This is a genomic window from Williamsia sp. z71, from assembly GCF_059553375.1.
On record NZ_JCANWX010000002.1, the window covers coordinates 754496 to 778615 of the forward strand.

26 protein-coding genes are annotated in these 24120 nt (G+C 63.1%); 10 read left to right on the forward strand and 16 right to left on the reverse strand.

Features of this window, described 5'->3' with window-relative positions; genetic code table 11:
• Nucleotides 1–16: 16 nt before the first annotated feature.
• Nucleotides 17–253, reverse strand: coding sequence for an STAS domain-containing protein (locus AC51GR_RS07690; protein WP_496323995.1), 237 nt, complete (start codon nucleotides 251–253; stop codon nucleotides 17–19).
• A 340-nt stretch (nucleotides 254–593) separates the two neighbouring features.
• A complete protein-coding gene (locus AC51GR_RS07695; RefSeq protein WP_496323996.1) occupies nucleotides 594–1055 on the reverse strand; it encodes a hypothetical protein in 462 nt (153 codons plus the stop codon).
• Nucleotides 1056–1461: 406 nt separating this feature from the next.
• Between AC51GR_RS07695 and AC51GR_RS07700 the strand changes: the two genes are divergently transcribed.
• Nucleotides 1462–1833, forward strand: a complete 372-nt coding sequence (locus tag AC51GR_RS07700) for a PLD nuclease N-terminal domain-containing protein (protein ID WP_496323997.1) — start codon at nucleotides 1462–1464, stop codon at nucleotides 1831–1833.
• Between the two features lie 180 nt (nucleotides 1834–2013).
• Nucleotides 2014–2472, forward strand: coding sequence for an STAS domain-containing protein (locus AC51GR_RS07705; protein WP_496323998.1), 459 nt, complete (start codon nucleotides 2014–2016; stop codon nucleotides 2470–2472).
• 181 nt (nucleotides 2473–2653) lie between these two features.
• Here AC51GR_RS07705 and AC51GR_RS07710 read toward each other — a convergent pair whose 3' ends face one another.
• The 5 genes from AC51GR_RS07710 to AC51GR_RS07730 all read right to left on the reverse strand — a co-directional run bounded on the left by AC51GR_RS07710 (nucleotide 2654) and on the right by AC51GR_RS07730 (nucleotide 5952).
• Entirely contained in the window at nucleotides 2654–3319 is a 666-nt protein-coding gene (locus tag AC51GR_RS07710; protein ID WP_496324118.1) for a hypothetical protein, read from the reverse strand.
• Between the two features lie 172 nt (nucleotides 3320–3491).
• Entirely contained in the window at nucleotides 3492–4112 is a 621-nt protein-coding gene (locus tag AC51GR_RS07715) for a DUF3618 domain-containing protein (protein ID WP_496323999.1), read from the reverse strand.
• Complete coding sequence (locus AC51GR_RS07720) at nucleotides 4109–4471, reverse strand: phage holin family protein (RefSeq protein WP_496324000.1); 363 nt, start codon at nucleotides 4469–4471, stop codon at nucleotides 4109–4111. The genes AC51GR_RS07715 and AC51GR_RS07720 overlap by 4 nt, the downstream gene beginning before the upstream one ends.
• Nucleotides 4472–4533: 62 nt before the next feature.
• Nucleotides 4534–5298, reverse strand: a complete 765-nt coding sequence (locus tag AC51GR_RS07725; protein WP_496324001.1) for a hypothetical protein — start codon at nucleotides 5296–5298, stop codon at nucleotides 4534–4536.
• Between the two features lie 141 nt (nucleotides 5299–5439).
• Entirely contained in the window at nucleotides 5440–5952 is a 513-nt protein-coding gene (locus tag AC51GR_RS07730) for a hypothetical protein (protein WP_496324002.1), read from the reverse strand.
• Between the two features lie 111 nt (nucleotides 5953–6063).
• Here AC51GR_RS07730 and AC51GR_RS07735 point away from each other — a divergent pair, with 111 nt between their 5' ends.
• The 3 genes from AC51GR_RS07735 to AC51GR_RS07745 all read left to right on the forward strand — a co-directional run bounded on the left by AC51GR_RS07735 (nucleotide 6064) and on the right by AC51GR_RS07745 (nucleotide 9755).
• Nucleotides 6064–7479 carry a pyridine nucleotide-disulfide oxidoreductase gene (locus AC51GR_RS07735; RefSeq protein WP_496324003.1) on the forward strand — a complete coding sequence of 472 codons (1416 nt, stop codon included), beginning with the start codon at nucleotides 6064–6066 and terminating at the stop codon, nucleotides 7477–7479.
• Nucleotides 7480–7687: 208 nt separating this feature from the next.
• The gene (locus AC51GR_RS07740) at nucleotides 7688–8710 is read left to right on the forward strand and encodes a hypothetical protein (protein WP_496324004.1); all 1023 of its coding nucleotides are present in this window, start codon (nucleotides 7688–7690) and stop codon (nucleotides 8708–8710) included.
• Nucleotides 8711–9173: 463 nt separating this feature from the next.
• Nucleotides 9174–9755, forward strand: a complete 582-nt coding sequence (locus AC51GR_RS07745; protein WP_496324005.1) for a hypothetical protein — start codon at nucleotides 9174–9176, stop codon at nucleotides 9753–9755.
• Here AC51GR_RS07745 and AC51GR_RS07750 read toward each other — a convergent pair.
• Complete coding sequence (locus AC51GR_RS07750) at nucleotides 9749–11203, reverse strand: CotH kinase family protein (protein WP_496324006.1); 1455 nt, start codon at nucleotides 11201–11203, stop codon at nucleotides 9749–9751. The two genes, AC51GR_RS07745 and AC51GR_RS07750, sit on opposite strands and share 7 nt — an antisense overlap.
• Between AC51GR_RS07750 and AC51GR_RS07755 the strand changes: the two genes are divergently transcribed.
• The 5 genes from AC51GR_RS07755 to AC51GR_RS07775 all read left to right on the forward strand — a co-directional run bounded on the left by AC51GR_RS07755 (nucleotide 11196) and on the right by AC51GR_RS07775 (nucleotide 15248).
• On the forward strand, nucleotides 11196–11396 hold the full coding sequence (locus AC51GR_RS07755) for a hypothetical protein (RefSeq protein ID WP_496324007.1): 201 nt from the start codon (nucleotides 11196–11198) through the stop codon (nucleotides 11394–11396). The two genes, AC51GR_RS07750 and AC51GR_RS07755, sit on opposite strands and share 8 nt — an antisense overlap.
• Nucleotides 11397–11720: 324 nt before the next feature.
• Nucleotides 11721–12251 carry a TetR/AcrR family transcriptional regulator gene (locus tag AC51GR_RS07760; RefSeq protein WP_496324008.1) on the forward strand — a complete coding sequence of 177 codons (531 nt, stop codon included), beginning with the start codon at nucleotides 11721–11723 and terminating at the stop codon, nucleotides 12249–12251.
• 96 nt (nucleotides 12252–12347) lie between these two features.
• A complete protein-coding gene (locus tag AC51GR_RS07765; RefSeq protein WP_496324009.1) occupies nucleotides 12348–13676 on the forward strand; it encodes an NtaA/DmoA family FMN-dependent monooxygenase in 1329 nt (442 codons plus the stop codon).
• 25 nt (nucleotides 13677–13701) lie between these two features.
• Nucleotides 13702–14418, forward strand: a complete 717-nt coding sequence (locus tag AC51GR_RS07770) for an NADPH-dependent F420 reductase (RefSeq protein WP_496324010.1) — start codon at nucleotides 13702–13704, stop codon at nucleotides 14416–14418.
• A gap of 83 nt (nucleotides 14419–14501) precedes the next feature.
• Nucleotides 14502–15248 carry an NADPH-dependent F420 reductase gene (locus AC51GR_RS07775; protein WP_496324011.1) on the forward strand — a complete coding sequence of 249 codons (747 nt, stop codon included), beginning with the start codon at nucleotides 14502–14504 and terminating at the stop codon, nucleotides 15246–15248.
• Between the two features lie 12 nt (nucleotides 15249–15260).
• Here the strand turns inward: AC51GR_RS07775 and AC51GR_RS07780 are convergent, their stop codons facing one another.
• The 8 genes from AC51GR_RS07780 to AC51GR_RS07815 form a co-directional block, all read right to left on the reverse strand.
• Nucleotides 15261–16625 carry an NtaA/DmoA family FMN-dependent monooxygenase gene (locus AC51GR_RS07780; RefSeq protein ID WP_496324012.1) on the reverse strand — a complete coding sequence of 455 codons (1365 nt, stop codon included), beginning with the start codon at nucleotides 16623–16625 and terminating at the stop codon, nucleotides 15261–15263.
• A gap of 49 nt (nucleotides 16626–16674) precedes the next feature.
• Nucleotides 16675–18036, reverse strand: coding sequence for an NtaA/DmoA family FMN-dependent monooxygenase (locus AC51GR_RS07785; protein ID WP_496324013.1), 1362 nt, complete (start codon nucleotides 18034–18036; stop codon nucleotides 16675–16677).
• 189 nt (nucleotides 18037–18225) lie between these two features.
• A complete protein-coding gene (locus AC51GR_RS07790; RefSeq protein WP_496324014.1) occupies nucleotides 18226–18801 on the reverse strand; it encodes a TetR/AcrR family transcriptional regulator in 576 nt (191 codons plus the stop codon).
• Nucleotides 18802–18902: 101 nt separating this feature from the next.
• Nucleotides 18903–19922 carry an adenosine deaminase gene (gene add / locus AC51GR_RS07795; protein ID WP_496324015.1) on the reverse strand — a complete coding sequence of 340 codons (1020 nt, stop codon included), beginning with the start codon at nucleotides 19920–19922 and terminating at the stop codon, nucleotides 18903–18905.
• Nucleotides 19923–19969: 47 nt separating this feature from the next.
• Complete coding sequence (locus AC51GR_RS07800) at nucleotides 19970–21031, reverse strand: ABC transporter substrate-binding protein (RefSeq protein ID WP_496324016.1); 1062 nt, start codon at nucleotides 21029–21031, stop codon at nucleotides 19970–19972.
• A gap of 123 nt (nucleotides 21032–21154) precedes the next feature.
• Nucleotides 21155–21910 (reverse strand): ABC transporter permease, encoded by a 756-nt coding sequence (locus AC51GR_RS07805; protein ID WP_496324017.1) that lies wholly within the window; start codon nucleotides 21908–21910, stop codon nucleotides 21155–21157.
• Nucleotides 21907–22656: an ABC transporter permease gene (locus AC51GR_RS07810; RefSeq protein WP_496324018.1), complete on the reverse strand. Its 750-nt coding sequence runs from the start codon at nucleotides 22654–22656 to the stop codon at nucleotides 21907–21909. Before AC51GR_RS07810 ends, AC51GR_RS07805 begins: the two co-directional genes overlap by 4 nt.
• Nucleotides 22653–23474, reverse strand: a complete 822-nt coding sequence (locus AC51GR_RS07815; RefSeq protein ID WP_496324019.1) for an ABC transporter ATP-binding protein — start codon at nucleotides 23472–23474, stop codon at nucleotides 22653–22655. Before AC51GR_RS07815 ends, AC51GR_RS07810 begins: the two co-directional genes overlap by 4 nt.
• Between the last annotated feature and the right edge of the window lie 646 nt (nucleotides 23475–24120).

Consider the following 24120-nt stretch of genomic DNA (forward strand, 5'->3'; position numbering starts at 1 on the left):
CTACGTCGCCGGTGTACTAACCGACCATGTCGAGGACGCAGCGTGCCGGGTCGGTAGGGGCGAACACCCGGACCTGCCCGGGCCCAGCGTTGTGGGCATTGGTCACGACGTGGGCGCCTGCAGTGGAGAAGAACGTGACCGCGGACAGGTCGACGACGATGTCCATGGTCTGGACTGCGGCGTGGTCGAGGGCGTCCTGTAGCTGGGGAGCGGTCAACATGTCGACTTCTCCGCGCACGATGATGACCGCCACGCCGCTAGAAAATGAGATGGACTCGACAATCCATAGTGGGCCACGATCTTCGCCGTCAAAAACAAGAGAATTGTCAGATGTGGGGGTCATTGTTGCCCAGCCCTCGTGTTGGGGGACCAGTTGGTCCCGCGTCCCGCTCCTGGGCCTCGTGCAGGGAGCTACACAGCGGGACGCACTAACGATGACTCCGCCAGTCTAACCCAAGTTCGAAAAATAGTTCGATAAGGCAGGTAACTGCGATTTGCGTTTACGCCTCAACCTTGGGCTGCGAAAAACTCTGTCTCAGAATCGATTATGTCGATAAGTCTCGTGGGACGGTTGGACGGGAAGGGATCAGGAGCTAGCGGGCGGTGTATTCGTTGGTGCAGTCCGAGTAGCTCATCCAACCGTTGGGGGCGGTGTTGTTGACCGAGGCGACGACCGTGATGCGGCCCTTGTCGACATCCTGGATCGGCAGTGTGATCTGGGTGTAGCCGCGGTCCACCGAGCTGACGGACTCCCCGCTGCCGTTGAATCCGGTGTCCAGGTTCGCCCAGATCACAATCGCTCTTTGTTCGTAGGGCGTACGGGTGTTGGAGAGGGTATGGAACTTGAAAGTGGTCTTCCCGGGGCCGGCCGGCGTGGTGGTGACCACTGATCGCTCGGCGCGGGTCGGCTCCGCCGGATCGGGGTAGGTGATCGTGCACAAAGGGCGCGGCACCGGTAGGGCGTTGGCGCTACCTGCCATGAGCGAGGTGCAGGCCGCGGCTGCGGCAAGGGTCGTGGCCAGAAGGGGCTTGGTGTGGGTGAATCGACGCGCCATCGGAATCTCCTTCGCGTGCGGTCGGTTCCGTGCCGGCCGCAGTGTGGGCTGAGTGGTCGCCACGTCATTGTGACGTGCCTCATACGTCGGAACTCGTGCACGCTGTGTTACAACGCGAAATGTGCTGCTGAAGCAGGCTGTGGAATCGGTGGTCCACTGATTCGCGGGAGCAGTCTCCAATAAGTAACCGGCGCTTTCCTTTTGCGATCGGCAACTGGTGCTGGCCATGATCGAATTCGCCACTACTCTGACGGTCCCACCGGGAGTGTGGTGTCCATCGAACCGTGTCTGTTTGTTTGGTTTGCTTCGTGAAACTATGGCGGTTTGTCTGGGGTAGAGGTGAGGGGAAGCCGGTGGGGTCGTATCTGATGATCGCCGAATGGAAGATTGTCTACGAGGGGGAGCGATGCCGTATCTGGGTTTGATTGTGTTGGTGGTGATGATCGCGGCGTTGGTCGACATCATCGGGAGCGAGGCCGGGGTGCGTGGCTTGCCGCGGTGGGGGTGGTTGCTGTTGGTGATCGTGATGCCGCTGGTGGGTTCGATCGTGTGGTTTGTGGCCGGACGGCCGGTTGCGGGCGGGGCTTACGGTCGGCCGCGTGGCTCGGGCCGTGCCACCGCTTTGGGATTTCCCGAGTATGACGAGCCGGGTCGCTTTGAACCGCAAGACCCTGCCGCCGATGCCGAGTTCTTGCGGCAGGTGCGTGAACGGGCCGAGGCGCAGCGTCGACAGGGTGAACTGGAGCGGCGGCGGCGTCAACAGGAGGGCGAGAAGTGAGCTGTGGGCTGGGAGGCGAAGGATAGGTCGCACTCACCGCTCGGTGCTTGGCCGCAGGACTTGCGCGGGGGTCCGATTTCGTGGCAATATCTGCACCGGTTGAACACAAGCCGCCCTCACCCGCCGGCCGTGTTCCGAACACCGGCCAGCGTTCCGCCCGGTGTTTTTAGGGGTTATCCGATGCCTGTGCCGCATATTTCCGTTCCCGAGACCACTGCACATTCGTGCAATCCATCCTTCTCTGTATCCGCCGTGAGTCACGACGGATCAGCGGTGGTGACTGTGTCCGGAGACCTGGACCAACTCACTGTCGAGCAGTTGAATCTTGCGACGGCGAGGGTCCTCCGTGAACTCTCCGGTGTTCTGGTCATCGACCTGACGCCCACCACGTTTCTGTGCACCGCGGCGATGGCGTCCTTGCTGTCGGTGCATGAGCGGGTGAAGGAGATGGGTGCCGAACTCGTCGTCGTCGCGCAGGGTCCGGTGACCGCCCGCCCGCTACAGCTGACAGGTCTGGCGGACACCATCAAGATCGTCGCCTCCGTTGACAGTGTCTTCCCCCGCAGGGGTGGTTCGTGTGCCGGGACCGCACCGGTCAGCCGTACCGCCGCACCGTCGCTTGCCGGAGTGGGTCGATGACGGCGTCGCAGGCGGACTCGCCGTCGACAACGACCGGGTTCTCTGAAACCAGTTCGCCTACAACCGAATCGAACTCATCTGCAGCCGGCCCGGACGCGGGTTCGCCGGAGCCGAGTCTGCTGGAGCGATGGTGGACACGGGCGATGGAACACGGCGAGCCGGGCCGGTAGCAACTCACGACCTATCCGCCGCGCGTGAGATCGAAGTCGTAGCGCGACGTCGGCACCACGTCGAGGTTCCGATCGGCACCGAAACGGGAAATGCTGTTGAGCATCAGGGTCATTCGATGATCAAGTTCGTCCTGGTCACCACCGCTGCCGTAGAACGCGTGGATATCGCTGACGGCCGCCATCGGGAAGAGCTCTTCGACGATCCCGTCCACGCGGGGAGTGTCGTCGAGGAGCGCCCGAGTGACGACGTTCTGGACGTAACCGAAGGTGGCCTGGGTGTCGATCGCCACCTGTGTGTGGTGTCCGAGCCAGCGCTCGAGCCACTCGTGGTGATCGAGCTCGGCGGGGCGCCGGAGGAACGCGATGTTCGACAACGCGTCGATCCGCGATCCGTCGGCGGGTAGCAGCGGGTCAAGCGGCGTGCGGTCCCGGACCTCCCAGGCCGCGATTGCCCCGTCGATGTTCTCAACGATGGCGGCGAGCAACTGGTCGGGGTCTGGGGCCCAGAATGTCACCACGGCTTGGATCGGGGGATCGAGTTCGTCGATGCGCATGGCTGGTGACACCGGCTCGTCGCTGATGTTGACCTGCACACGAGTCGCACCCGACGCGGCACACCGATCGACGAGGTCAGTGGTACTCGCCCGCGATAATCCACCATTTCGGATCGCCACGATAACCTTCGATGAAGTCACGGCGCGTGACGATACCGGTCAAAAGTGCCATCGGTCCGCGGTTCGTGAGAAGCCGGCCCCTTCGATGGCCAGGCACCGAAGAGCTGTGTGATCGCAACGTTCGGCCGCTGACTATGGCAAGGACGCCTGTACAGACGTCCTTGCCATAGGTGAGTCAGCGTTGTTGGTCGGCAACCTTGCCGGTGGCCTGCTGTGCGTGATCCTGTACGTCCTGAACAGACGAGGTGCTCTCGTCCTTGACTGTGGAGGCGGCGTCTGTCGCGGTGTCTTTCACCGCAGCCGCTGCCTGCTGAGCGGGTTCCTGCAGGTTCTGGGCGGTCTGCTTGGCGATGTCGGTCACCTCATCGGTCAACGGTTGCGCCTTTTCCTGTAGCGCCGCCGCTGCCTGCTGCTCGCGGTCACTGGCAGGAATGAGCGCGGACACCAGCAGACCAGCGCCGAACGCGATCAGGCCGGCGGCCAGGGGATTGCCCTGGGTCTGCGCTTTGACTGCGCCCGGCGCCGACTGCACCGCACCGCCCGCGGACTGCGCGGTATCCGATATGGATCCCATCGCCGAACTCGTTGCCTGCGAGGTGCTCCCTGCAGTGTCGGAGGCCGAACCCATGACGCGCTCGCGGACGCTGCCGAGTGTTCCGGTGACCCGGCCGACTTTGCGTTTGGCCATGGTTGTCGGATTCGCCTCGTAGGCCAGGGTGTTGACGTCGGAACTCAACGTGGCCCGGGTCTGTTCGATGTCGGCGCGGATCTGGTTGGGATCGGAACTGCTGGTCATGACTCCTCCTGAGGATGCGGCGCGAGGGCGCCGGGAATTTGGGTGACGGTCTCGGCGGTTTGCGGTAAACCTTTGGCTTTGCGTAGTGCGGAGCGACCGAGAACAGTGAGAACGGCGCCGATGACGGCCCATACGAGCACCACGATCAGCGCGGACCAGCCGTGTCCGATAGCGGTGCCCACGCTCCACCACAGGGCCACCGACAAGAACAGCAATACGAAGTAACCGGCGACGGCGGCTCCGACGAGCATCCCTGACCCGGTGCCGACACGGCGTGCAGTCTGGGTGGCCTCGGCCTTGGCGAGGGCGAGCTCTTGACGGACCAGGACCGAGAGGTCTTCGCTGACATTGGATAACAACTCTCCCAGCGATGGAGGGTCACTTTCACTGTGGGCATGAGCGCTGGGAGGAGGTGGGACGGTCATCGCGCCGCACCCGGCGCCGGGGGAGTGGGACGTCCCGGTTGCGGCGCCGACAAGGGCGGCGTCGGGTACGGCGAATCGACTGGCCCGCCGCTGCCTGCGCGATCGGCGGCGTGCTGCCCGGTCGGGTACCCCGCCGGGGGTGCCAGGGGAGCGGTCGGCGCGACATCAGCGCGTGGAGGTGCTGAGACTGTGCGAGAGCTGGGGCCAGAGTTGTTGTCGTTGCTGGTGTTCGCGGCGGTGATTCCGCGCCCAAGGCGTCCGGCGATCAACCCGGCGCCGGCGGCCAGAGCCAGAAATGTTCCGGGCTTGCGGCGCGCGAATCGGGTGACCTCATCGAGGATTTGGCCGGGTTCGCGGTCCTCGAGCCAGGAGGCAACAGTATGTGCGTGCTGAGAGGCTTGACGGGTCAAATCGGTTGCAATACCGGGATTTTCGGACTTGTCAGCCATCGAACTGAACTCATCCGACAAGGCCTGCAGGCCGCCGGCGACACGTTGCTGCTGATGGGCAGCCTGGGTGGTCAGTTCGTCACGGGTCTGACCCAGCAGGTCCTGGGCCTGGTTCTTGACCTCACCGGCCACCTGCTGTGCTTGATCGCCGGCGACGTTGGCGACGTGTTTGCCCGCGTCGGCGGCAGTATCGGCGACCGCGCCGGCTTGCTGCTTGGCGACGTCGGCCGTTGAGGTTGTGCCTGCGTCCGGCGACCCGGAGGCCGGTGGGGCCGCATATTCGGGGATGGGTGCTCCACTGGAAGATGTCATGAGAAGGCTCGCATTCGTACTCGACGATGGCGGAAAGCAGGCCAGTGGCTTCGACCTTCCCGGCGAGTACCCCAATCCGCCGAAACCAAGCACGACCACACGCGCTCAAACCATTTGACGCATGTCGGCAGTCCCCTTCGCTCACCAGGTGAGCGCGGTTGCCCATCCGGAGGTCTCCAGTGACTCTCGCGGCACCCGCCGAGCGATCAATCCGGCCAGTACGACCGCTTCCGGACGGGTCAAATACGACGGATTTGCCATGATCGGCGCCCGGAACTGTTCACAATTCCTCAGCGTCGGCGTTGCCGCCATCACCGCCCTCGGCACATATGAGTCTTGATCGAGTCGAATCGCCTGAAACTCAACGTGCAGAGCAGATCCCGGGTCCGCCGGTTCGTCGGCGACACCGTCGCTCGTCACGCGTCCGAACTCATAGATGCCCGGATTCTTTTTCCCGGTGATCCACAGCGCGATGAGATCACCGCGACGAACGAGTGCCGGGCGCCGGGTCCGGGCACTGAGGCACCACGTCGTCTCGATGACGGCGGCCGGCATGCTGCGTGCCATGCCGAGTTCGGTGCCGACGTAGCCGGAGTTGGTTGCGCCATTGCCTTTGACGATCCAACACCCGAGGTCATCGCGATCCATACCCATGTATCTCCCGGTTCCTTCGCCCCTGTGCTTCTGCTCCAGTACCCAACCCGGCGTAAACCATGCCGAAGAGAGGTCATTGACGTTGCCCGTGGCCAGGGTCAGTCTGATGGGATGGCGGTGCTGGAGGCCGACTACCTGGTGGTCGGTGCGGGCGCGATGGGGATGGCCTTTGTCGACGCCCTCATCGACAGCGCCGACGTCTCCGTGGTCATGATCGATCGGCGGCACGGAGTCGGTGGTCACTGGCTCGATGCCTATCCGTTCGTCCGACTCCACCAGGCCTCTGCTCTCTACGGGGTGGCCTCGACGCCATTGGGCGGTGGACGGATCCAGCAGCGCGGGCCCGAGGCTGGTCTGCACGAGCGGGCCACCGCGCCGGAGATCTGCGCCTACTACGAACGCATTCTGCGTGACCGCTTGCTCGCTTCCGGCAAGGTGTCGTTCCATTCGAACTGCGACTACCTCGGCGGCGGCCGGTTTGTGTCCCTGATCTCCGGGCGTCAACACGAGGTGCGGGTGCGTCGCAGCGTGGTCGATGCCCGCTATCTCGCCCCGGACATCCCCTCCTTGACGCCGCCGCCGTTCGAGGTGGCCGACGGCGCGCACGTCATACCCGTCAATGATCTGGTCGGCCTCGGTCGTGCCACATCGCAGTATGTGATCGTCGGTGCGGGCAAGACCTCGACTGACGCCTGCGTGTGGCTGATCGACAACGGGGTCGACCCGGACGCGATCTGCTGGGTGCGGCCGCGCGATCCGTGGATGCTGAACCGTGCCGTCATCCAACCTGAACCGGTGATGTTCATCGGTGCCGCGGCCGACACCGTGCAGGCCGCATCCGAGTCCGCCTCGGCCGATGAGATGTTCTGCCGCCTCGAGGACTCCGGCGTCATGCTGCGGATCGACCGTTCGGTGACGCCCACGATGGCAAGGACTCCGACGATCGCGCAGTGGGAACTCGACCGGTTGCGCATGATCGAGAATGTCGTACGCCGGGGACACCTACGCGCAGTCGCGACCGGGCGCCTCACGTTCGACAAGGGAGTGGCTGCTGATGATGCGGTGGCCGTCGACCCCGACGCGGTGATCGTCCACTGTGCTGCCCGGGGGCTACGTACTGCGCCGCAGGTGCCCATCTGGGGGAACCGGACGATGACGCTGCAACCGGTACGTGCCGGGTTTCCGTTGTTCGGCGCGGCGCTGACGGGCCATGTCGAGGCGACCGTGGCTGTCGGAGTGGACGCCGAGACCGCAAATGCTGTGAAGAACGCGGTCTGCCCGTCGTCGACCTATCCCGACGGTCTTGCCGAGTGGGCGTGGATGCAGGTCACCGGTGGCCGCGCCGCTGCGGCATTCAACGCCAACCCTGACATCAAGGCTTGGGCTGATCAGGTCGCGCTGAACCCTTCGCGTACGCCACCGGACCTGATGGAGTCCGATGAACTCGCGGCTGCGGTCGAGCGATTGACGAAGTACGCGCCGCTGGGGATGAGCCGGCTGACCGAGTTCGCCGGGATGCCCGCGTAACCGGACAGTCGCTCAGCTCTCCGTGAATGGACCCCGCTGACGACGATGTCTTTCCAAACATTCTGGGCAACGCGGCGATTCGGGTAGTCGACTACTCGTGTCAGGGGTCGGTCGGGTGGCGAGAATTGTGCCATGGGAGTCGAGTTCGGCGGGTATGCCGATCCTGCTGCCGCCGGCTCCCGTAGGGCTGTAGTACTGGAGGTCGATGATGGACTGGCAGGCATTCTTCGTACTCCTGGCCGTTGGACTGCTCTATTTGGTCATAGTCTGGCTCACCTACAGCTGGATGATCGCTGCCCCGAGGCGGTGGTTGCTGAAGTCGCAGATCGCGCGATTGCGAGCTGGGATCGAGATTTCCATGCACACCGGCCTGGACACCGACAAACAGCTGGGGGCATTACTCAAAGCGGAATTGGCGGGTCTGAACGAGTCGGTGAGATTGAGCCAGCCGCCGAGGGACCAGAAAGACCAGACATGCAAAAAGGCCCATAAGAAAGCTCTGGTGAGGCGTTCGTTCCGCGCCGTCAATCTCAACGAGTTGATGGCCGCCCAGCAGACACTGAACGGTCTGAGCCGACTCCGGTCGTACCTCGTCCCTGACGACGACTTGGCATCGTTCGCGGAAACCATCTTTCTCCGACTCTCGGAATCCGACAAAATGAGCGAAAAGGCGCTAAGAGACCGGTTCAAAAGCGATTCCATCACGCCGAATGCCCGGCGAATCATCATGGCGCGCGCCGACGAACTCTGTCATGCCCGCGAGGACGCTGCGCTGCGCGCAGACTTCGACCGGCAGCGGGCCTCGCTGTGGTTGGCGCTCGTTGGACTTTGGGGCGTGATCGCCGTCGGTTCGATGCTCGGGCATGTCGAGACGCTGCTCTTGGGCGCTATCGGCGGGTTCCTCGCGCCGCTCATCGACGCTCGCCTGAGCAACGCCACTCAGACGACGTGGGGAGTCCGGGTACTCAGCCCTGTCGGTGGTGCATTGACAGCGGTCGGAGGCCTTCTCATGGTGACGTTCCTCGCGAGTGAAGACATCGGCCTGCTCGGCCAGGTCTTCCGGGATGCATGGAACGACCCGACAACTCCAGTGGCGCTGGCGTTGGCGCTGCTGTTCGGCTTCTCCGGAAAGATGTTCTCGAACATGGCGATCACCGCCGGTTCGCAGATCGCGGGGTCTCGCCCAGCTGACGAATCAAAGCTGGTATCCGGTTCTGACCTGCGAATATGATTCGCGCAGTACGCCATACATGATGCGCGGCCCCGAGGCTCGACACACAACCGCAGGGGAGGGACCACATGGCGCACTGGAATGCAAAAGCCGCGGCTGCGTTGCACGCAGTCGAGCGGGGTGTGCGCAAAGGGAAGGTCAAGTCGACGCCGTTCGGGGAGACGAACGGAAGCGCGCCGTTCAACGCCTCGGGTGTTGTGCAAGTCGGTCCGGGCCGGTTCGTCTTCGTCGACAACCACGACCCGTCTGCGCTGTTCGAACTGGCGCTGGATGTCAGAAGCTCAGGAGTGGAACGGATTTCGCGCCGGCCGTTGGTCGGCTTGAGTGAGGGGCAGCTGGGTGATCCAGAGGGGCTGGCCCGCATTGACCGCGACGGTGAGGTCTACATCGTTGCCGCGTCCTCTCTCTGTGTTGTGGACACCAAAGGGTCAGGGCGACAACATGTCAACGACGGGTTGGTGTGGTGCGCGTTCGCTACACATCAAACGGTGACCTTCAGGCCGAAGCGATGCTCGGATTCCGTGACTGGTTGCTGCACCATGTGCCGTTCCTCCGGCCGGCCGGCCGGAGAAACCCCGACAAGGACGGGCTGAACATCGAAGGCCTTGGCTGGGACCCGCGTACGCCGGGGCTGCTGTTCGGCCTGCGGGAGCCGGCGGATCGCGGAAGTATCACGGTGATTCGGGTCCCGATCGACGCTGGCGTTGCCCCATGGAACACCGGGTCGCTCGCGACGCCGTCGATCGAGCACATCCGCATACCGGGAGCGACCGGGAAGCATGGCGTCCGCGACATCTCCTACGACGCAGGGGCCGGCGACTTCCTGATGATGCTCGGGCGGTCGACCAGCGACGGCAAGGAACCGTTTCAGCTCGGCACGTGGAAGCGCGGTCACGACGACATCGAGCTGCTCGACGTCAACTTCCATCGGTCGATGAAACCAGAAGGCGTCGTGGCATTCTCGAGCGGTGGCGAGAGGAAACTCCTGATCGTCGACGACAAAGGTGGCTACGCGATCATCGACTATCCCGTGAGCGATCAGTAGAAGTAGAGGTTGGAACCAGGAAGTTCCTGGTGCACCCTGGCCCTGCCGCCCGGAGTGAGGTCGAGCCCAAACTTCGCCATCTCGTTGGTCCGCACGCTGACGAGATTGAAATATCCGGTATAGGCGAACCGGCCCGGCGGATTGGCCGGGTCGGTGACCGGGACAGGCACGGGCGCAATCGTGAACTCTTCAGCGTGGTCCCCATTGCTGGGCGCACAGGTGTAGAGATACTTGTGCCCCTGCGGCGTGACCTGGGTGGCGCCGGCGTGCAGGACGCGGTTGTACGCCTGATTGGTCAGCGACTTTGCGGTTCCGAGGTCATCGAGGGCCCACAGATCGGCTTTGTCGTTGTCGTCTTTCATCGGCTGGTGGTAGACCTCGAAGTTGACCGGAGCGGGAATGCCTGGCGGAATGGACTCGGTATTACTCGCATGGAGACACTCCCCGGAATCGTGCTTGAGGACATGAACAGGATTTGCCGGGCCGGGAAGGCCCGTCGCGATGAACCCCGCCGACTCGGCCAGCCGTAGTTGCTGCCGCACGGACTCGATTTTGGCGACAGCATCGGGTACGCCGAATCCGACGACCAGTCTCTCCATCTGATCAATCAGGGGTTTGAGGACCGTCTGCTGATGCTCGCGGCTGAACAACGTGTCCCGATACAGCCGAATCTGGTCGAACAATTGCTTGCGGCGCGCGTCGTCATTGCGCACCAGTTGCGCGATCAAGCCATCACGGCCCAGCTTGAAGGGTTTGTTCGGCTGCAGAATCTGGTCGATGCCCCACGGGATCATCTTGAATTTGACGTTGCCCACGCCCGGAACGGCGACGGCTGCCAGGTCGTTGTAGATGTAAGTGTTGTTGGTGTTGTCGGCATAGCCGTCCCAATGCTTGAAGAGGAACTCCATCGCGTAGACCTTGAGGAATTGGTCCATGTCGAGCACCTTGTCCGCGCCCGCGAGGCCACCGGCTTTGACCTGAGCAACCGCAAACGTCAAGTCGGCTTTGTCCTCGAATGCGGAGAGGGATTCGACTCCGATGAGTTTCAGCCGCTCCTCGACGAAATCGTCATGATGCTCGAGCTCGTACAGGTTGCCTTTCAGATTGCCCTTGAAGTTCCGCTCGATGTAGCGCTTCATGATTGGTTCGGCGTTGACGTAGACGCCTGGGCCGTTGACGCCACCTACACCTTGGCCGACCAACGTTCCGTTGACGAACACCTTCGCGTAGTTGCATCGCGAATTGGGCAGCCCGGCCATGTCCAGCATCCGGTAGCCCAGTGTCTGCTTGATGTAAGACTTGTCTTGAATTGAGTTGTTGAGCGTCACGTAGCGCGACCCGATCAGGGCCTCGATCGCTTTGGCATCGCCGAACTTGCCGAAATCGACATGGAGGCAAGGCTTGTTGTTGTCTATGGAGCCGCAGAATGATTTCTTCTTGATGCCCACGTCGGTGGCCGTGGTCTTGGCGGGGAACTTCGTTCCGGATATCTCGACCGATGTCGCCTTCTGCCAGGTGTACCTGCTGCCACCGGTCCAGTCGAAGTTGCACCGGCCGCCGGCCGGCTCCTCGTTGCGCACGGCGTCCCACTTTGCCGGAGGCATGGTGATCTTGACCGTGATCACGTTGTCGAGTGCATAAAAGGTATCAAGTGCTTGTTGCTGCACACTGCTCATCGCCGTACCTCCATTGCTGCCATGCATTGCTACCGACAGTCTGTGCCGGGCGCAATGGGATGCGCACGAGTAGTCCGCTACCTGTTCGCACGAACCGGGAGAGTGACCGTGCTGGGGGCCTCCGAAAGATGGGCAAGGGTGACGCCCGGCGCCTCGGAGAGATTCTCCGCTTAAGCTGGGGGCGACGCCAGGAACTTCTTGCGTCGTCGTCGGAAGGTTCGATATGACTGAGGCGAAGACTGCGGCGCGGCGACCCCGCGCCGACGGTGAGAGAAATCGCGCCCATATCTTGGCGATCGCCGAGAAGGTGTTCTCGGAGGAGGGGATCTCGGGTTCGATCAATGAGATCGCCAAGCGCGCCGGTGTCGGTGCGGGCACCTTGTATCGACACTTTCCGTCTCGGGATGCGTTGCTTGCCGAGTTGCTTCGCAGTCGTGACGAGGAACTGGCGGCTCGTCGGGACGCTATCGAGGCTAATGAATCGGATCCTGCGACAGCTCTTCAGAAATGGCTCGACGCGGTGTTCCAGTGGTCTTCCGCTTTCGAAGGCCTGTCGAATCCCTTGCGCGAGGCGCTCACCCACAAGACCTCGCCCTTGGCCATGACCTGTGAAGGATTTGTCACCACCACCGATCATTTCCTGGGCGCAGCTCAGCGTGATGGTGCCGCGCGCATCGGCGTACGTGGCCGCGAGTTGTTCCTCGCCGTCCTTGCGATGTCATGGGTCAGTGGCGCTGCCATAGCGGACGAGTCTTCGTCCGCCGCGTTGCGGGCACTGATTCGGTCAGGATGGGATCGGTCCGGTGACGCGCGGCAGTGAGCGGGTAGGAATGATCGCCCGACCTGAGGCTTGCTAAGCGGAGAGCCTGTCCGTAACGTGGTTTCGGAGAGGTTCTCCGGATAGCGAGGTCGAACGATGGACAAGCCACAGATACTCCTGGCCATGCAGTTGGTGGGCGGGTACGGCAGTGAACCGGGCGCGTGGCGGTTGCCGGGAGTGGACTTGAACAGTCACGCCGACATGGACGCCTACGTTCGCTTCGCACGTACCGCAGAACGCGGCAAGATCCAGTTGCTGTTTTTCGCTGATACGCCGGCTTTGGACATCGATCTTGCGCGGCAACCTTCGAACTACGTGCTCGATCCGATCGTGGCGATGACAGCGATTGCGCGGGAAACCTCGCGCATCGGGTTGGTGGCGACCAGCTCGACGACCTTCACCGAACCGTTCAACCTGGCCCGGCAATACAAGGCGCTCGACGTGATCAGCCGTGGCCGCGTGGGCTGGAACGCAGTCACGACCTCGAGTCCGGAGGCCGCAGCCAACTTCGGTGCCGCGGTTCCCCCGCGGCAACAAAAGTACGAACGGGCTCACGAGGTGATCCAAATCGTCGAATCCTTGTGGGGCAGTTGGCAGCAAGACGCATTCATCGGTGATGTCGAGCGCGGTGTTTTCGCCGACCCCGACAAGGTGGGTCCGGTGAATCTGCGGGGCAAATATGTGGCTGCGCGAGGCCCTTTGGCCATCCCGCCGTCTGAACAGGGGCAGCCGGTGATCTTTCAGGCCGGTGGCGGGCGGGAGGGGATGGAGTTGGCCGGGATGTACGCCGACGGTGTCTACGCCAATCCGTACACCATCGAGAGCGCGCGTGCCCAACGGCAGGCGCTGCGCGCGTGCGCGGTCGCTGCCGGCCGTGAGGCAGGCGATGTAAAGATGTTTGCCGGCTTCATGCCGACTGTGGCCGATTCGAAGGCGGAGGCACTTGCGCGGCGTCGTCGTCTGGATGAATCGATCGACCTTGAACAACGCGTCGGGTATCTGGGAGCGATGTTGGGACTTCGGTTGAGCTACGACGATATTGATCGACCGGTTTCCGGTGCCAACTTGGCTCGTGCCGTGGCCAACCCCGGCGATCCTCGATCGGAACGGGCGCTCGAGGTGGTTCGAGAAGGGTGGTCGCTGCGGGATGTCCTGGCGCACGGCGTGATCGACTATCACCCTGTTGTCGCAGGGACGCCCGAGGATATCGCCGATCACATGCAGGAATGGTTTGAAGCCGGGGCGTGCGATGGCTTCTCGATCGCCGTAGACGGTCTTCACGACGGCGTGGGAGCTTTCGTTGATCGGGTTGTGCCGATCCTGCAGGAACGCGGAGTTTTCCACCTCGACTACGACGGTCCGACCTTGCGCGACAACCTCAAGGCCGCACCACGCTATGGGCGCGACACCCGCGTATCTTCCTGACCTACAAGAGAGCTGAGCACACATCATGACAACACTGGGAATCATCGGTAGCGGAAACATCGGCAGCGCAGTCGCACGGTTGGCGGTCGCCGCCGAAATCAACGTTGTGATCGCCAATTCGCGTGGACCCGGGACGCTTTCGGACCTCGTCGAGGAACTGGGACCTCGCGCCACCGCCGGCACCATCGAGGAGGCTGCTGATGCTGGGGATTTTGTGCTGCTAAGCATCCCGGTAGCCGCTTACCGCGTCCTGCCCGAGGGGTTGTTGAGCGGGAAAACGGTACTTGACACCGGAAACTACTATCCGTCCCGGGATGGCAGGATCGCCGAGCTGGACTCGGGACAGGTCAACCAGTTTCAGTGGAACCAGAAGCATCTGCCCGGGGCGAAATTGGTGAAGGCATTCAGCAACATTCTCGCGCACCACATTCCGCAGCTAGCGCGTCCCTCTGGTGCGCCGGACCGGAGCGCTCTTCCCATCGCCGGCGATGACCCTGACGCCGTCGCCCTCGTCGCGGGTCTCATCGACCGCCTGGGTTTTGACACCCTCGATGTTGGATCAGTGGCGGAAACATGGCGTTTCGAGCCCGAAGCGGCCGGCTACACGCAGGTCTATCTTGCAGATCCGAACGTACCGTTCGAGGATTTCATGACCGCGGCCGCGGCACCGGTCTCGAAGGAAGCGCTGCGCGCAGTACTCGACACCGCAACACCGGTAGACGTCGCCAATCGCATGTTCTGAGAGAGGTTCACGTGACGGCTCGGTGGCGTCACGATCTCTATTCCTCCAAATAGTTCGACATCAACCCAGATAGGAAGTTCTCAATGAAGATTGGCATTATCGGTGTGGGTCACATCGGAAAGACGTTGGCACAGAAGCTCAGTTCGGCGGGCCATGATGTGAAAGTCGCGAATTCGAGGGGGCCTGAGACCATCGACGCGGAGGTCCTGACCACGGGTGCTCGTGCCGTCACCGCTTCCGATGCCGTAACGGGGGTCGACGTCCTCATCTTGTCGATCCCTCTCCACCGGCTACCCGAGATCGCATCGCTGGTCACCGACCTGCCGACCGACGCGATCGTCATCGACACATCCAACTATTACCCTCTACGAGACGCCGTCATCGATGCGATCGAGGCGGGGCAGATTGAAAGCCTCTGGGTTGCAGAGGTATTAGGACGTCCAATCGTGAAGGCTTGGAATGCGATCGGATCCGATTCTCTAGCCAGCAAAGGCACTCCGGCGGGAAGCCCCGACCGCATTGCGATACCGGTGGCCGGAAACGAACGAGCTCATCGCGAACTCGGTATCGCTCTGGTCGAGGACACCGGCTTCGACGGTTTCGACGCGGGAACATTGGCGGAATCATGGCGGCAGCAGCCAGGTGCACCATGCTACTGCACCGACCTCACCCGCGAACAGATGCAAGAGGCACTCGATCGCGCGGAGGCCTCTCGGTTGCCGCGACGGCGTGATCTCGCGGTCGAGGCCATTATGGAAAGAGTTGGGGACTCGGGGACGAATCCGTCGGCAGATTTCGGCGTGCGACTCGGTCGAGCGCTGTTCATGTGACCCGAAGCGGGATCAGACCAACGCTCCCGCCGAGCGGAAGGCCGCACCCGGATGCGTGTCGGGCAGCAGTTTGTTGCCCTCGCCGAACAGATGCTCGCGCAGCGTCGTGCCGGGTAGTTCGTCCTTGAGCAGGCCGCGACGTCGGAGTTCCGGCATGACTTCTCCGAAGAATGCGTCATGGTTGCCGTCCGGCTCCGGCTGAACCAGGAAGCCGTCCGCATCGGTTTCGGCGATCATGGCCTCGGCTTGGTCGACCACCTGCTCGGCGGTGCCGAGGAACGGTTTGCCCATCACGCCGTTGGCGCGGAACTCCGCGAGGACTTCGCGCACCGTCGGTGCGTCCGGTCCCAGGAAACGTTCGATGTTGGTGCGGCCGTTGTCACCGTTGGCGGCGGTCTCCGGGATCGGCTTGTCGAGATCGAAGGACAACAGGTCGATGCCGGTGAAGTACGCGTAGAGGGTCGCGGCGTGCTCCAGTGTGATCGAGGCGATCTGCTCCTGATGCTGACGCGTCGCCTCCTCCAGACTGTCCGCGACCCGGAAGGTACCGGCGATCAGACACTTGACGGCATCGCGTCCACGTCCGTTCTCCTCGGCGAGCCGCCGGATGTCCGAGATCTGTTGTGCCAAAGCGTTCGATTCCGCGGCGAGGAAGACCGCCTCGGCGTACTTCGCGGCCAGCGCGCGGCCCGGCGCGGACGCACCCGCTTGAAAGAGTGTGGGCGTCACCTGGGGACCGGGCGGCGTCACGAGAACTCCGTCGCTGCGGAAATGGGGTCCACGGTGATGGATCTCGTGCACCTTCGACGGATCCGCCCACGTTTGTGTCTGGCTGTCGTGGCGGTACGCGTCGTGCTCCCAGCAACCCTCCCAGAACTTGAGGGACAACTCGACGTGGTCGGCAGCCTTACGGTATCGCTCGTCGTGTGCCATCAGGGGCTCACCGAAGAGCAGTGCCGAACCGGCCTGCGCCGAGCCGGTGACGATGTTCCAGCCCACCCGGCCCTTGCTGAAATGATCGAGCGCGCGGTATTGCCGCGTGACGATGGGAGGCGATTCGACCTGCGTTGACACCGTCGTGACCAGGCCGAGGTTCTCGGTGACGGCGGCGAGAGCCGAGATCATCACCTGCGGATCGATGGACGAGAACTGCACATTGCGTTCGATCGCAGTGGGGATGATCCCACCGTTCATCGTCGGGTACCCGTAGGAGTCCGCGAGGAACAGGAAGTCGACCCCGGCCGCCTCGCACTTCTTGGCGAGATCCAACCAGTACTCGAGATCGGTGAAACCCAAGTCAGATTCATGTCCGGGGATCTTCCAGGCACCCCGCGCACCACTGGTCTGGAACATCCCGATCGCTAGTTTCTTGCTCATGCTTCTTCTTTCGTTGATTGGTGAGATGGGTGATGAAAGTGATGTCGTATCAGGCGAATTCAACGGCGGAGCGGCGGTATGATGCCCCCGGGTGATCCACCGGCAGGTGCGGCGACGTGCCTCCGAGCCGTTGACGCAAGGTGGTGGGCGGAGCATCGGTGACCACCAACCCACGTGCGGCCAGCTCAGGCAGCACGAGATCGATGAAGCTGTCGAAAGTGCCGGTGTGATCAGCCTGAACCAGGAACCCGTCGGCGCCGGTTGTCGCGATCACCTCTTCCGCGGCGTCGGCCACCTCGACCGGGTCGCCGATCAGGGGGCTGCCCATCACGTTGTTTCGCTGGAACTCTTCGAGAATCTCGCGAACTGTCGGTGCCTCGGGTCCCAGGAACCGCTCGACGTTGGTGCGCCCGGTCTGCGTGGTCGCGGCGCTCGGGTCGAGCTGTTTGTCGGGGTCCATCGTGGTCAGGTCCAGGCCGGTGAAGAATGAATAGGCGACCGCGGCGTCGCGAAGTGTTCGGGTTGACACCTGACGTCGACGGATCTCCAGCGCATCGGCACGGGTGGGTCCCACGATGAACGTGCCGGCGACCAGACATTTGACCGAGTCCGGATCTCGGCCGTATGTCTCTGCGCGCCTGCGGATGTCGGCAATCTGCTCGGTCATCGTGGGTACCTCGGCGGCGAGGAACACGGCTTCGGCGTACCGTGCCGCGAGATCCCGGCCGGCGCTCGAGGAGCCGGCCTGGAATAGCGTGGGCGTGCGCTGCGGTCCGGGTGGCATCGTGAGGATGCCTTTCGCCTGGAAATGGGGTCCGTGGTGTTCGATCTCCCGCACCCTGTCCGGGTCCGCGTACACGCCGGTCTCACGGTCTGCGAGCAACCCCCCGTCGTCCCAGCACCCCTCCCAGAGCTTCAGGCACAGGTCGACGTGATCGGCGGCGATCTCGTAGCGCTTGTCGTGGTCGGTCAACGGAATCCCGAACAGTCGTGCCGAGGCGTTCTGCCCAGCACCGGTCACGATGTTCCAGCCGATGCGTCCCCGCGTGAGGTGGTCGAGTGTTGCCATCTTGCGCGCCACCATCGGCGGCTTCTCCACCTGGGTCGACAGGGTGGTCACCAGACCGAGCCGTTCGGTGACCGCCGCGAGGGCACCGAGGAGCACCGTCGGGTCACCCTTGGGGAACTGGATTCCCCCGCGAAGCGCGTCCGCGGGTATGCCGTCACCGAGAACCGGATAGCCGTAGTCGTCGGCGAAGAACAGAAAGTCCACGCCCGCCGCCTCACAGCGTCGTGCCATCGTCAGCCAGTGGTCGAGGTCGACGAAGTCGGTCGATCTGTTCTCCGGGAGCCGCCACGGTCCGGTCAGTCCGGAGTGCTGGAACATCCCGATCTTCCACAGTTTCACCATGTCGAGTCACTCCATCCACTCTTTTTGAACTGAACAGTTCAAACTGTAGGTGGCTGGTGTTTCGCCGGGATTACCCCCGATTACACGTAAGAGAACCTCAGTGCCTTCGGCCTGCCGCCAAGCCCTTCGGCTCGTTGCTCATCGCTCCTCGCACCTCAGTGGGCGAGGGGTGGGCGCTGCTTTTTCGGATCAGTGCGGTGCCGATGAGGACACGACCGCACGCACACCCTCCTGATAGGGCAGACGGAGCTGCGCGTGTGGGACACCGGAGAGCAACAGCACCTGCAGCCCACGCCACAGAGCCACCACCTGGATCGCTCCGGTGCGCGCGTCCCTGTGACCGAAACCCTCGGCCTCGAGCAGCTTGCTGACTTCCGACACCCATTGCTGCCCAGCACGTTCGGTGAATCCCTGCCACTTGCCCGGCTCTCGCATCGCGACTCCGAAACGCTGGAAGTACAGACGCAGGAACTCCAGATTGTCGGGGTGCGACAGATCGTCCCACGCACGGACCAGTCGGTCGTAGAGGTCACCCGGCTCGCTCAGCCGGACGAACAAATCACGTAGGCGTGGGAAACGATCGAACGCTTTCAGCGACGCCTCGTCGAGCAACTCCTCGCGGGAACCGAAGTAGTAGAGCAGCATCCGATTGTTCGAACCGACCTCTCGCGCGATCGCACTGAGGCTGACATCGATCATCCCGCGCTCGAGAATCAGGTCGATCACTAGATTGAGCAACCGCTCGCGCTCACTGCCTGTCGCCATGCCGCCATCCTAAGGTCACTCGGAAAATGCGAACGCACCATTCACAGGGATCACTGTGAATGGTGCGTCGCCACGTCGTCAGCGCGGCGAGAACAGTGGCGCTACGACGCCAACCACGAGTCGATTCTCGCCTTCGCCTGCGACTTCACCTCATCCGGGGCCAGTGTGGTCTCGATCGACGTCCATGCGCACGCCGCGAGCTGTTCGTCAGACAACCCGATCGTGTCCCGGCACAGTTGGTATTCCGCCAAGATGTTCGGGCCGAACAGGATCGGATCATCGGCGTTGATCGAGCAGCGCACCCCCTGTTCGAGCAGGTAAGTGATCGGATGCGACGCAATGTCTTCGACGACATCGAGAAGGACATTCGATGTCGGGCACATGTCGAGTGGGATGCCGCGTTCGGCCAACTCTGCCACCAGATCCGAATCCTCCACACACCGGACGCCGTGCAGAATGCGGTCGGCACCCAGGACGTCGATCGCGTCCCGTACCGATTCGGCGCCGACCAATTCACCGGCATGCGGTGTCACCTGCAGATCAGCGTCCTTGGCGATCTCGAACGCGGGGCGGAACCTCGATCCGGGGTGGCCCCGTTCGTCGGCGGCCAGGCCCAGCGATACGACCCCCGCCCCGGCGAACCCGGCTGCCGCCTCGGCGACCACGAGTGCACGATCGGTGCCTGTCGTGCGGTCGATTGTGGGCATGAGTCCGTACGCCACACCGTGCTTCTGCGAGGCCTGCCGCGCGAGGTCGATCATCGCGCCCAGTGCGGCCGGTACCGAACCGTAGACATCGGTGTACCGGTCCGGGCTGACACTGAGTTCGAGGTAGGCAACGCCTTCCGCCGCCTGGTCCTCGAAGATCTGGTCCACCAGCAAAGCGAGGTGGTCGGGATGGCGCAATGTCGTCAGCAGCCCTTTGTACATGGCGGAGAACGCTGAGAAGCCCTTGAACCCGCCGGTTTCGGGCAACTCGATTCCGACGCGTGCGCTCAGATCGGCGAGCGTCTCAGGACGGATGCCGGCCTCCATGTGCAGGTGCAGGTGTCCTTTGGGGAGTGCGCGCAGGTCGCGTCGGCCGGAAGCGGTTCCCGGGGCATCGATTTTTGTGCTTGTCATTGCAGGTCCTTCTACGTCAGAGTGGCGGGTAATTGGAGACTGTCGCGTTATTGGAGACTGTCGTGGGCGGCCTGCAGATAACTCATGTCGACGTACTCCTCCGGCGCTGGGAATTCCTCGTAACCGGCCGTTCTCATCCACGAGTACATCTCCTTGTTCATGAGATCGATGTCCATCCAGAAGAGCGGACTCCCGGTGTCGCCCACGAGCAGACCCTGCTGCACCTCGTTCTCCCGGATCTGCTGGGTCAGATCCAGACCGAGGTCGACTCCGTACTTCTCCACCGCGAGGTGCGCCCCGACAGTGTGGTCCTTCTCGTTCTCCTGCCACCCGCGAATCGATGCGCGCAGGAACTTGGTGACGAGATCCCCGTTCTGCTCGACGTACTCCGACTCGCCGAACATGACCCCGGCATAGGTTCTCAGACCCAGCTCGGAGTACATCGTGACGACGTAGTCACTCGGCTTCATCCCGTACTGTTCTTCCAGCGTGATCGGCTGATTCGTCACGTACGCGGTGTAGGCGACACCTTGCTTCTCCACGAGCGGAGCGATGTCGAATCCCACGGGAACGAACTCGTAGTCGGGCTGTTCGCCGGCGACCTTGAAGGCCGCGTCGTAGCTGATCTGCGTACCCTCCTGCCCCAGTAGCTTTTTGCCGCGCATGTCGTCGACGGTCCGGACCGGCTCGCTGCTGAGCGACACGACGGCGCCGGGCGAATCCTGGAACTGGGCTCCGAAGGCCGTCCAATTGTCGCCGCTGGCGAAGGTCTGCAACCAGGAGGGCATGTTGGGCACGATGCCGATCTGCGCTTCGCCGGACGCCACGGACTGTGCGGGCGTCGGCGCGTTGGGGCCGCCGCCGATCCAGTTGACCTTCAGACCTTCCTCGGCGAAGTAACCCTTGTCGTCGGCGAGCCAGAAGCCTGCCCACTCAACGTTCTTGATCCAGCCGAGGGACACGTTCACAGTGGTGAGGGGTGAGCCGTCCGGTCCGACCTCGGTGTCGCCGTCATCGGCCGAGCAGGCTGCGACCGATGTGAGGCAGGCGGCCAACAGTGTGGTGATCGCCACCCGCATCCGACTTCGTCGAATTGTTCTGGTGAGCATAGCTTCTCCTTCTCGAGCCGGTCGTCCGTGCGTTACGGTGAACTGCTACGAACGACAGGCAGCGGTGGCAGTACGCCATTACCGGCGCCCTGATGTGTTCGGGTACAGCGTGATTCGTCGTGGTCAGGTGACTCGGTCGTTGACGCGACGCTCCATACCCCGCGCCACGCCGAACACGAGAACCGACACCACCGTGGCAACCAGGGCGGTTCCCCACGCCCGGTCCATGTCCTGGTAACTGCGTGATTCGCTGAACAGTGCGCCCAGACCGTGTGCTCCCATGAGGAACTCGGCCAGCATCGCCGCCAGCACGGCCATCGGCGCCGTGATCCGGAGGGAGACCATCAGATTGGGCACTGCGTTCAGCACACCGAGCCTGCTGAGGACCTGAAACTTGCTCGCCCCCAACACCTGGAAGAGGTCGCGGCCACTGTCCGGGATGGCGCGCAGGCCTGAGAGAGTCAGGACGAATGCGGGAAAGAAGCTGATCAGTGCAGTACAGGTGAGGACGGCGACGTCACCGTAACCAACCACGCGGGCGATGATCGGGATCATCGCCGTGATCGGAACCGATCGGATGATCAGGGCGGTCGGCGTCAGCACGCCCGAGGCTGCTGCCGACCACCACACCAGTACGGCGCCGACGGTGCCGATGAGGGTGCCCCCGGCCAGCCCGCCCACGGACATCCCCATCGTGTACAGGCTCGGCCCGAGGTAGTGGCCGAATCCGGCCACCACATCGGTGATCACATGCCACGGTCGTGGGGCGACGGTGGCGGTGTAGCCGCTGGCGACCACCCAGATGTCCCACGCAACGAGGGTCAGGGCGACCGGCCACAGATGGACGAGCCCCATGCCGATGAATCGGACGCGCCTCATGTGAATCTCCTAGTTGCGATACGCTGCAGCCCCATACACGCGAGGTATGCCACCAGCGACATCACTGTCGCCGCGGCGGCCGCTGCCCAGAGCAGCGGCATCTGAAAGTTCTGCATCGCGCTGACGATGATCAATCCCAAACCCCTGGGCGCGCCGAACCATTCGCCGATCGTGGCGCCGAGGACCGCCGCGGGTGCGGCCAGCGTGAGACCGTCGAACAGGGCCGGCACAGCGTGGGGCAGCTCGAGCAGGAGTAGCCGCCGTCCTTTTCTCGTACCCAGGACCGTGAACACATCCTGGTGAGTGGATCCCACTGCGGCCAGTCCCGAGGTCATCGCCACGAACATCACGAAGCCGACGCTCAGCGCCGCCACGACCGCGGGCGTGTCTGTGCGGCCCACGGTGGTGATCAGCAACGGAGCCAAGGCGATCATCGGTATCGCATGCACGATCGCGGCCATGCGGTCGAAACCAGGGCGCAGTGGTGGTACCACCAGGGCGACGGCTGCGGCGAGGATCGCAATGATCGCTCCGGCCGCAAAGCCCTTTACGGCAGATGAGAGGGTTACCAACGTATTCCGCTGGACCAGGCTCCATCCGGTCGGGGTCGACAGGTAGTCGAAGACGTCGGTGAGGGGTGGCCATGCCCGTCCGGCGATGCCGAACCGTCCCACGAGCTCGATCAGGAGGAGAAGGCCGATACATCCGGAGACCGAGAACACAAAGTTCTTGTGGGAAGCGCTCACGCCGCGGCGCTTTCGTCATGATCGAGCATGGCGGTGAGCGTGTCGACGATGTGGTGGAACTCCGCGGTACGCGTGATCGACGCGTCGCGGGGACGCTCGAAGTCGACCTTGTGGATGGCCTGAATGGTGCCGGGACGCTTGCTCATCACGACGACGCGGTCGGCAAGCATGACCGCCTCGTCCACATCATGCGTGATGAGAAGGGTGGTGATCCGTTCCTCGGCCCAGATACGCGAGAGCTCGGAGTTCATCCGTCGGCGAGTGACGGCGTCGAGTGCACCGAAGGGCTCGTCGAGCAACAGCAGGTCCGGGTTCAATGCAAGGGCTCGGGCGATCGATACCCGCTGCCGCATGCCACCGGACAGTTGCTTGGGGCGCGCCTTCTCGAATCCGGCGAGTCCGACCAACTCGATGAGCGAATCCACCCGTGCCTGGTCGACTTTCCGTCCCGCGACCCGGTAGGGGAGAGCAATGTTGGCGCGCACCGACGACCACGGAAGAAGTGCGTGCTCCTGGAAGGCCACGCCGAGACGGTGTTGTCGCGCCAGCACTTTCGGATCGTCGCCGAAGATCTCGACGCTGCCCGCGGTGGGCATGTCGAGCCCGGACAGCAACCGCAGCAGCGTCGACTTGCCACACCCTGACGGGCCAATCACCGCCACGAACTCGCCTTTGGCAATGCTGAGATCGACTGATGCGACGGCGTCGATCTTTTTGCCGCGGCCGATGGTGAAGGACTTCTCGACACCCTTGATCGAGACCGCAGTCTCGTCATCATCCAGGAGTCCGCGGGCTTCGAGGGCGAGGGCAGCAGACATGTGTGGGTTCCATTCTGAGCGGGGGAATCCTGACCGCACTCGGGTTACGGCGCTGGAAACCGAAGTCGTTAGGATGTCGTTGAACTAACCAGTTCAAAAGCTACGAGCAGCCAGTTTCGTCCGCGTTACGCATCGGTGCTGACCGTGTAAAGCCACTTCGAGTCGAGCGCGAGTCTCCGGGAATACCAGCGCCATCAGAGCCGATCGAATTTTGCTCAGGGCCAACGCAAGTGGCACCTATCAAAATGACAGAACGACGCGACGACTTCTGTTCCTCGCGTCGCCCGTGGGTACATTGCCTAGCCTGTCAGCGTCGGCCGTCGTGGTTGAGGGCGTGTCGGTCACGTACTCACCGTGCGGCGCAAGTTGGTGAGTGGATGCGGACGCCAGCAAGGTGCACTGGGAGGTCAAAGTCGACTACCAGGTTTGGAGGAGCTCGATCACGCTGCGACAATCAGGATTCCGGGTTACGCCGATTATCGGCGGCCACCGCCTGCGGCGGTGTCGGAGGCATTGAACAAAGCGGCGCGGCGAGGGGCCAGGATTGCGTCCATCTGTACCGGAGCGTTCGCACTGCCTGCTGCTGGTCTGCTGGAGTTGGCTGCGCGTGTCAACCAAGTCAGGAACTTCTCGAGAAAAGACCGAT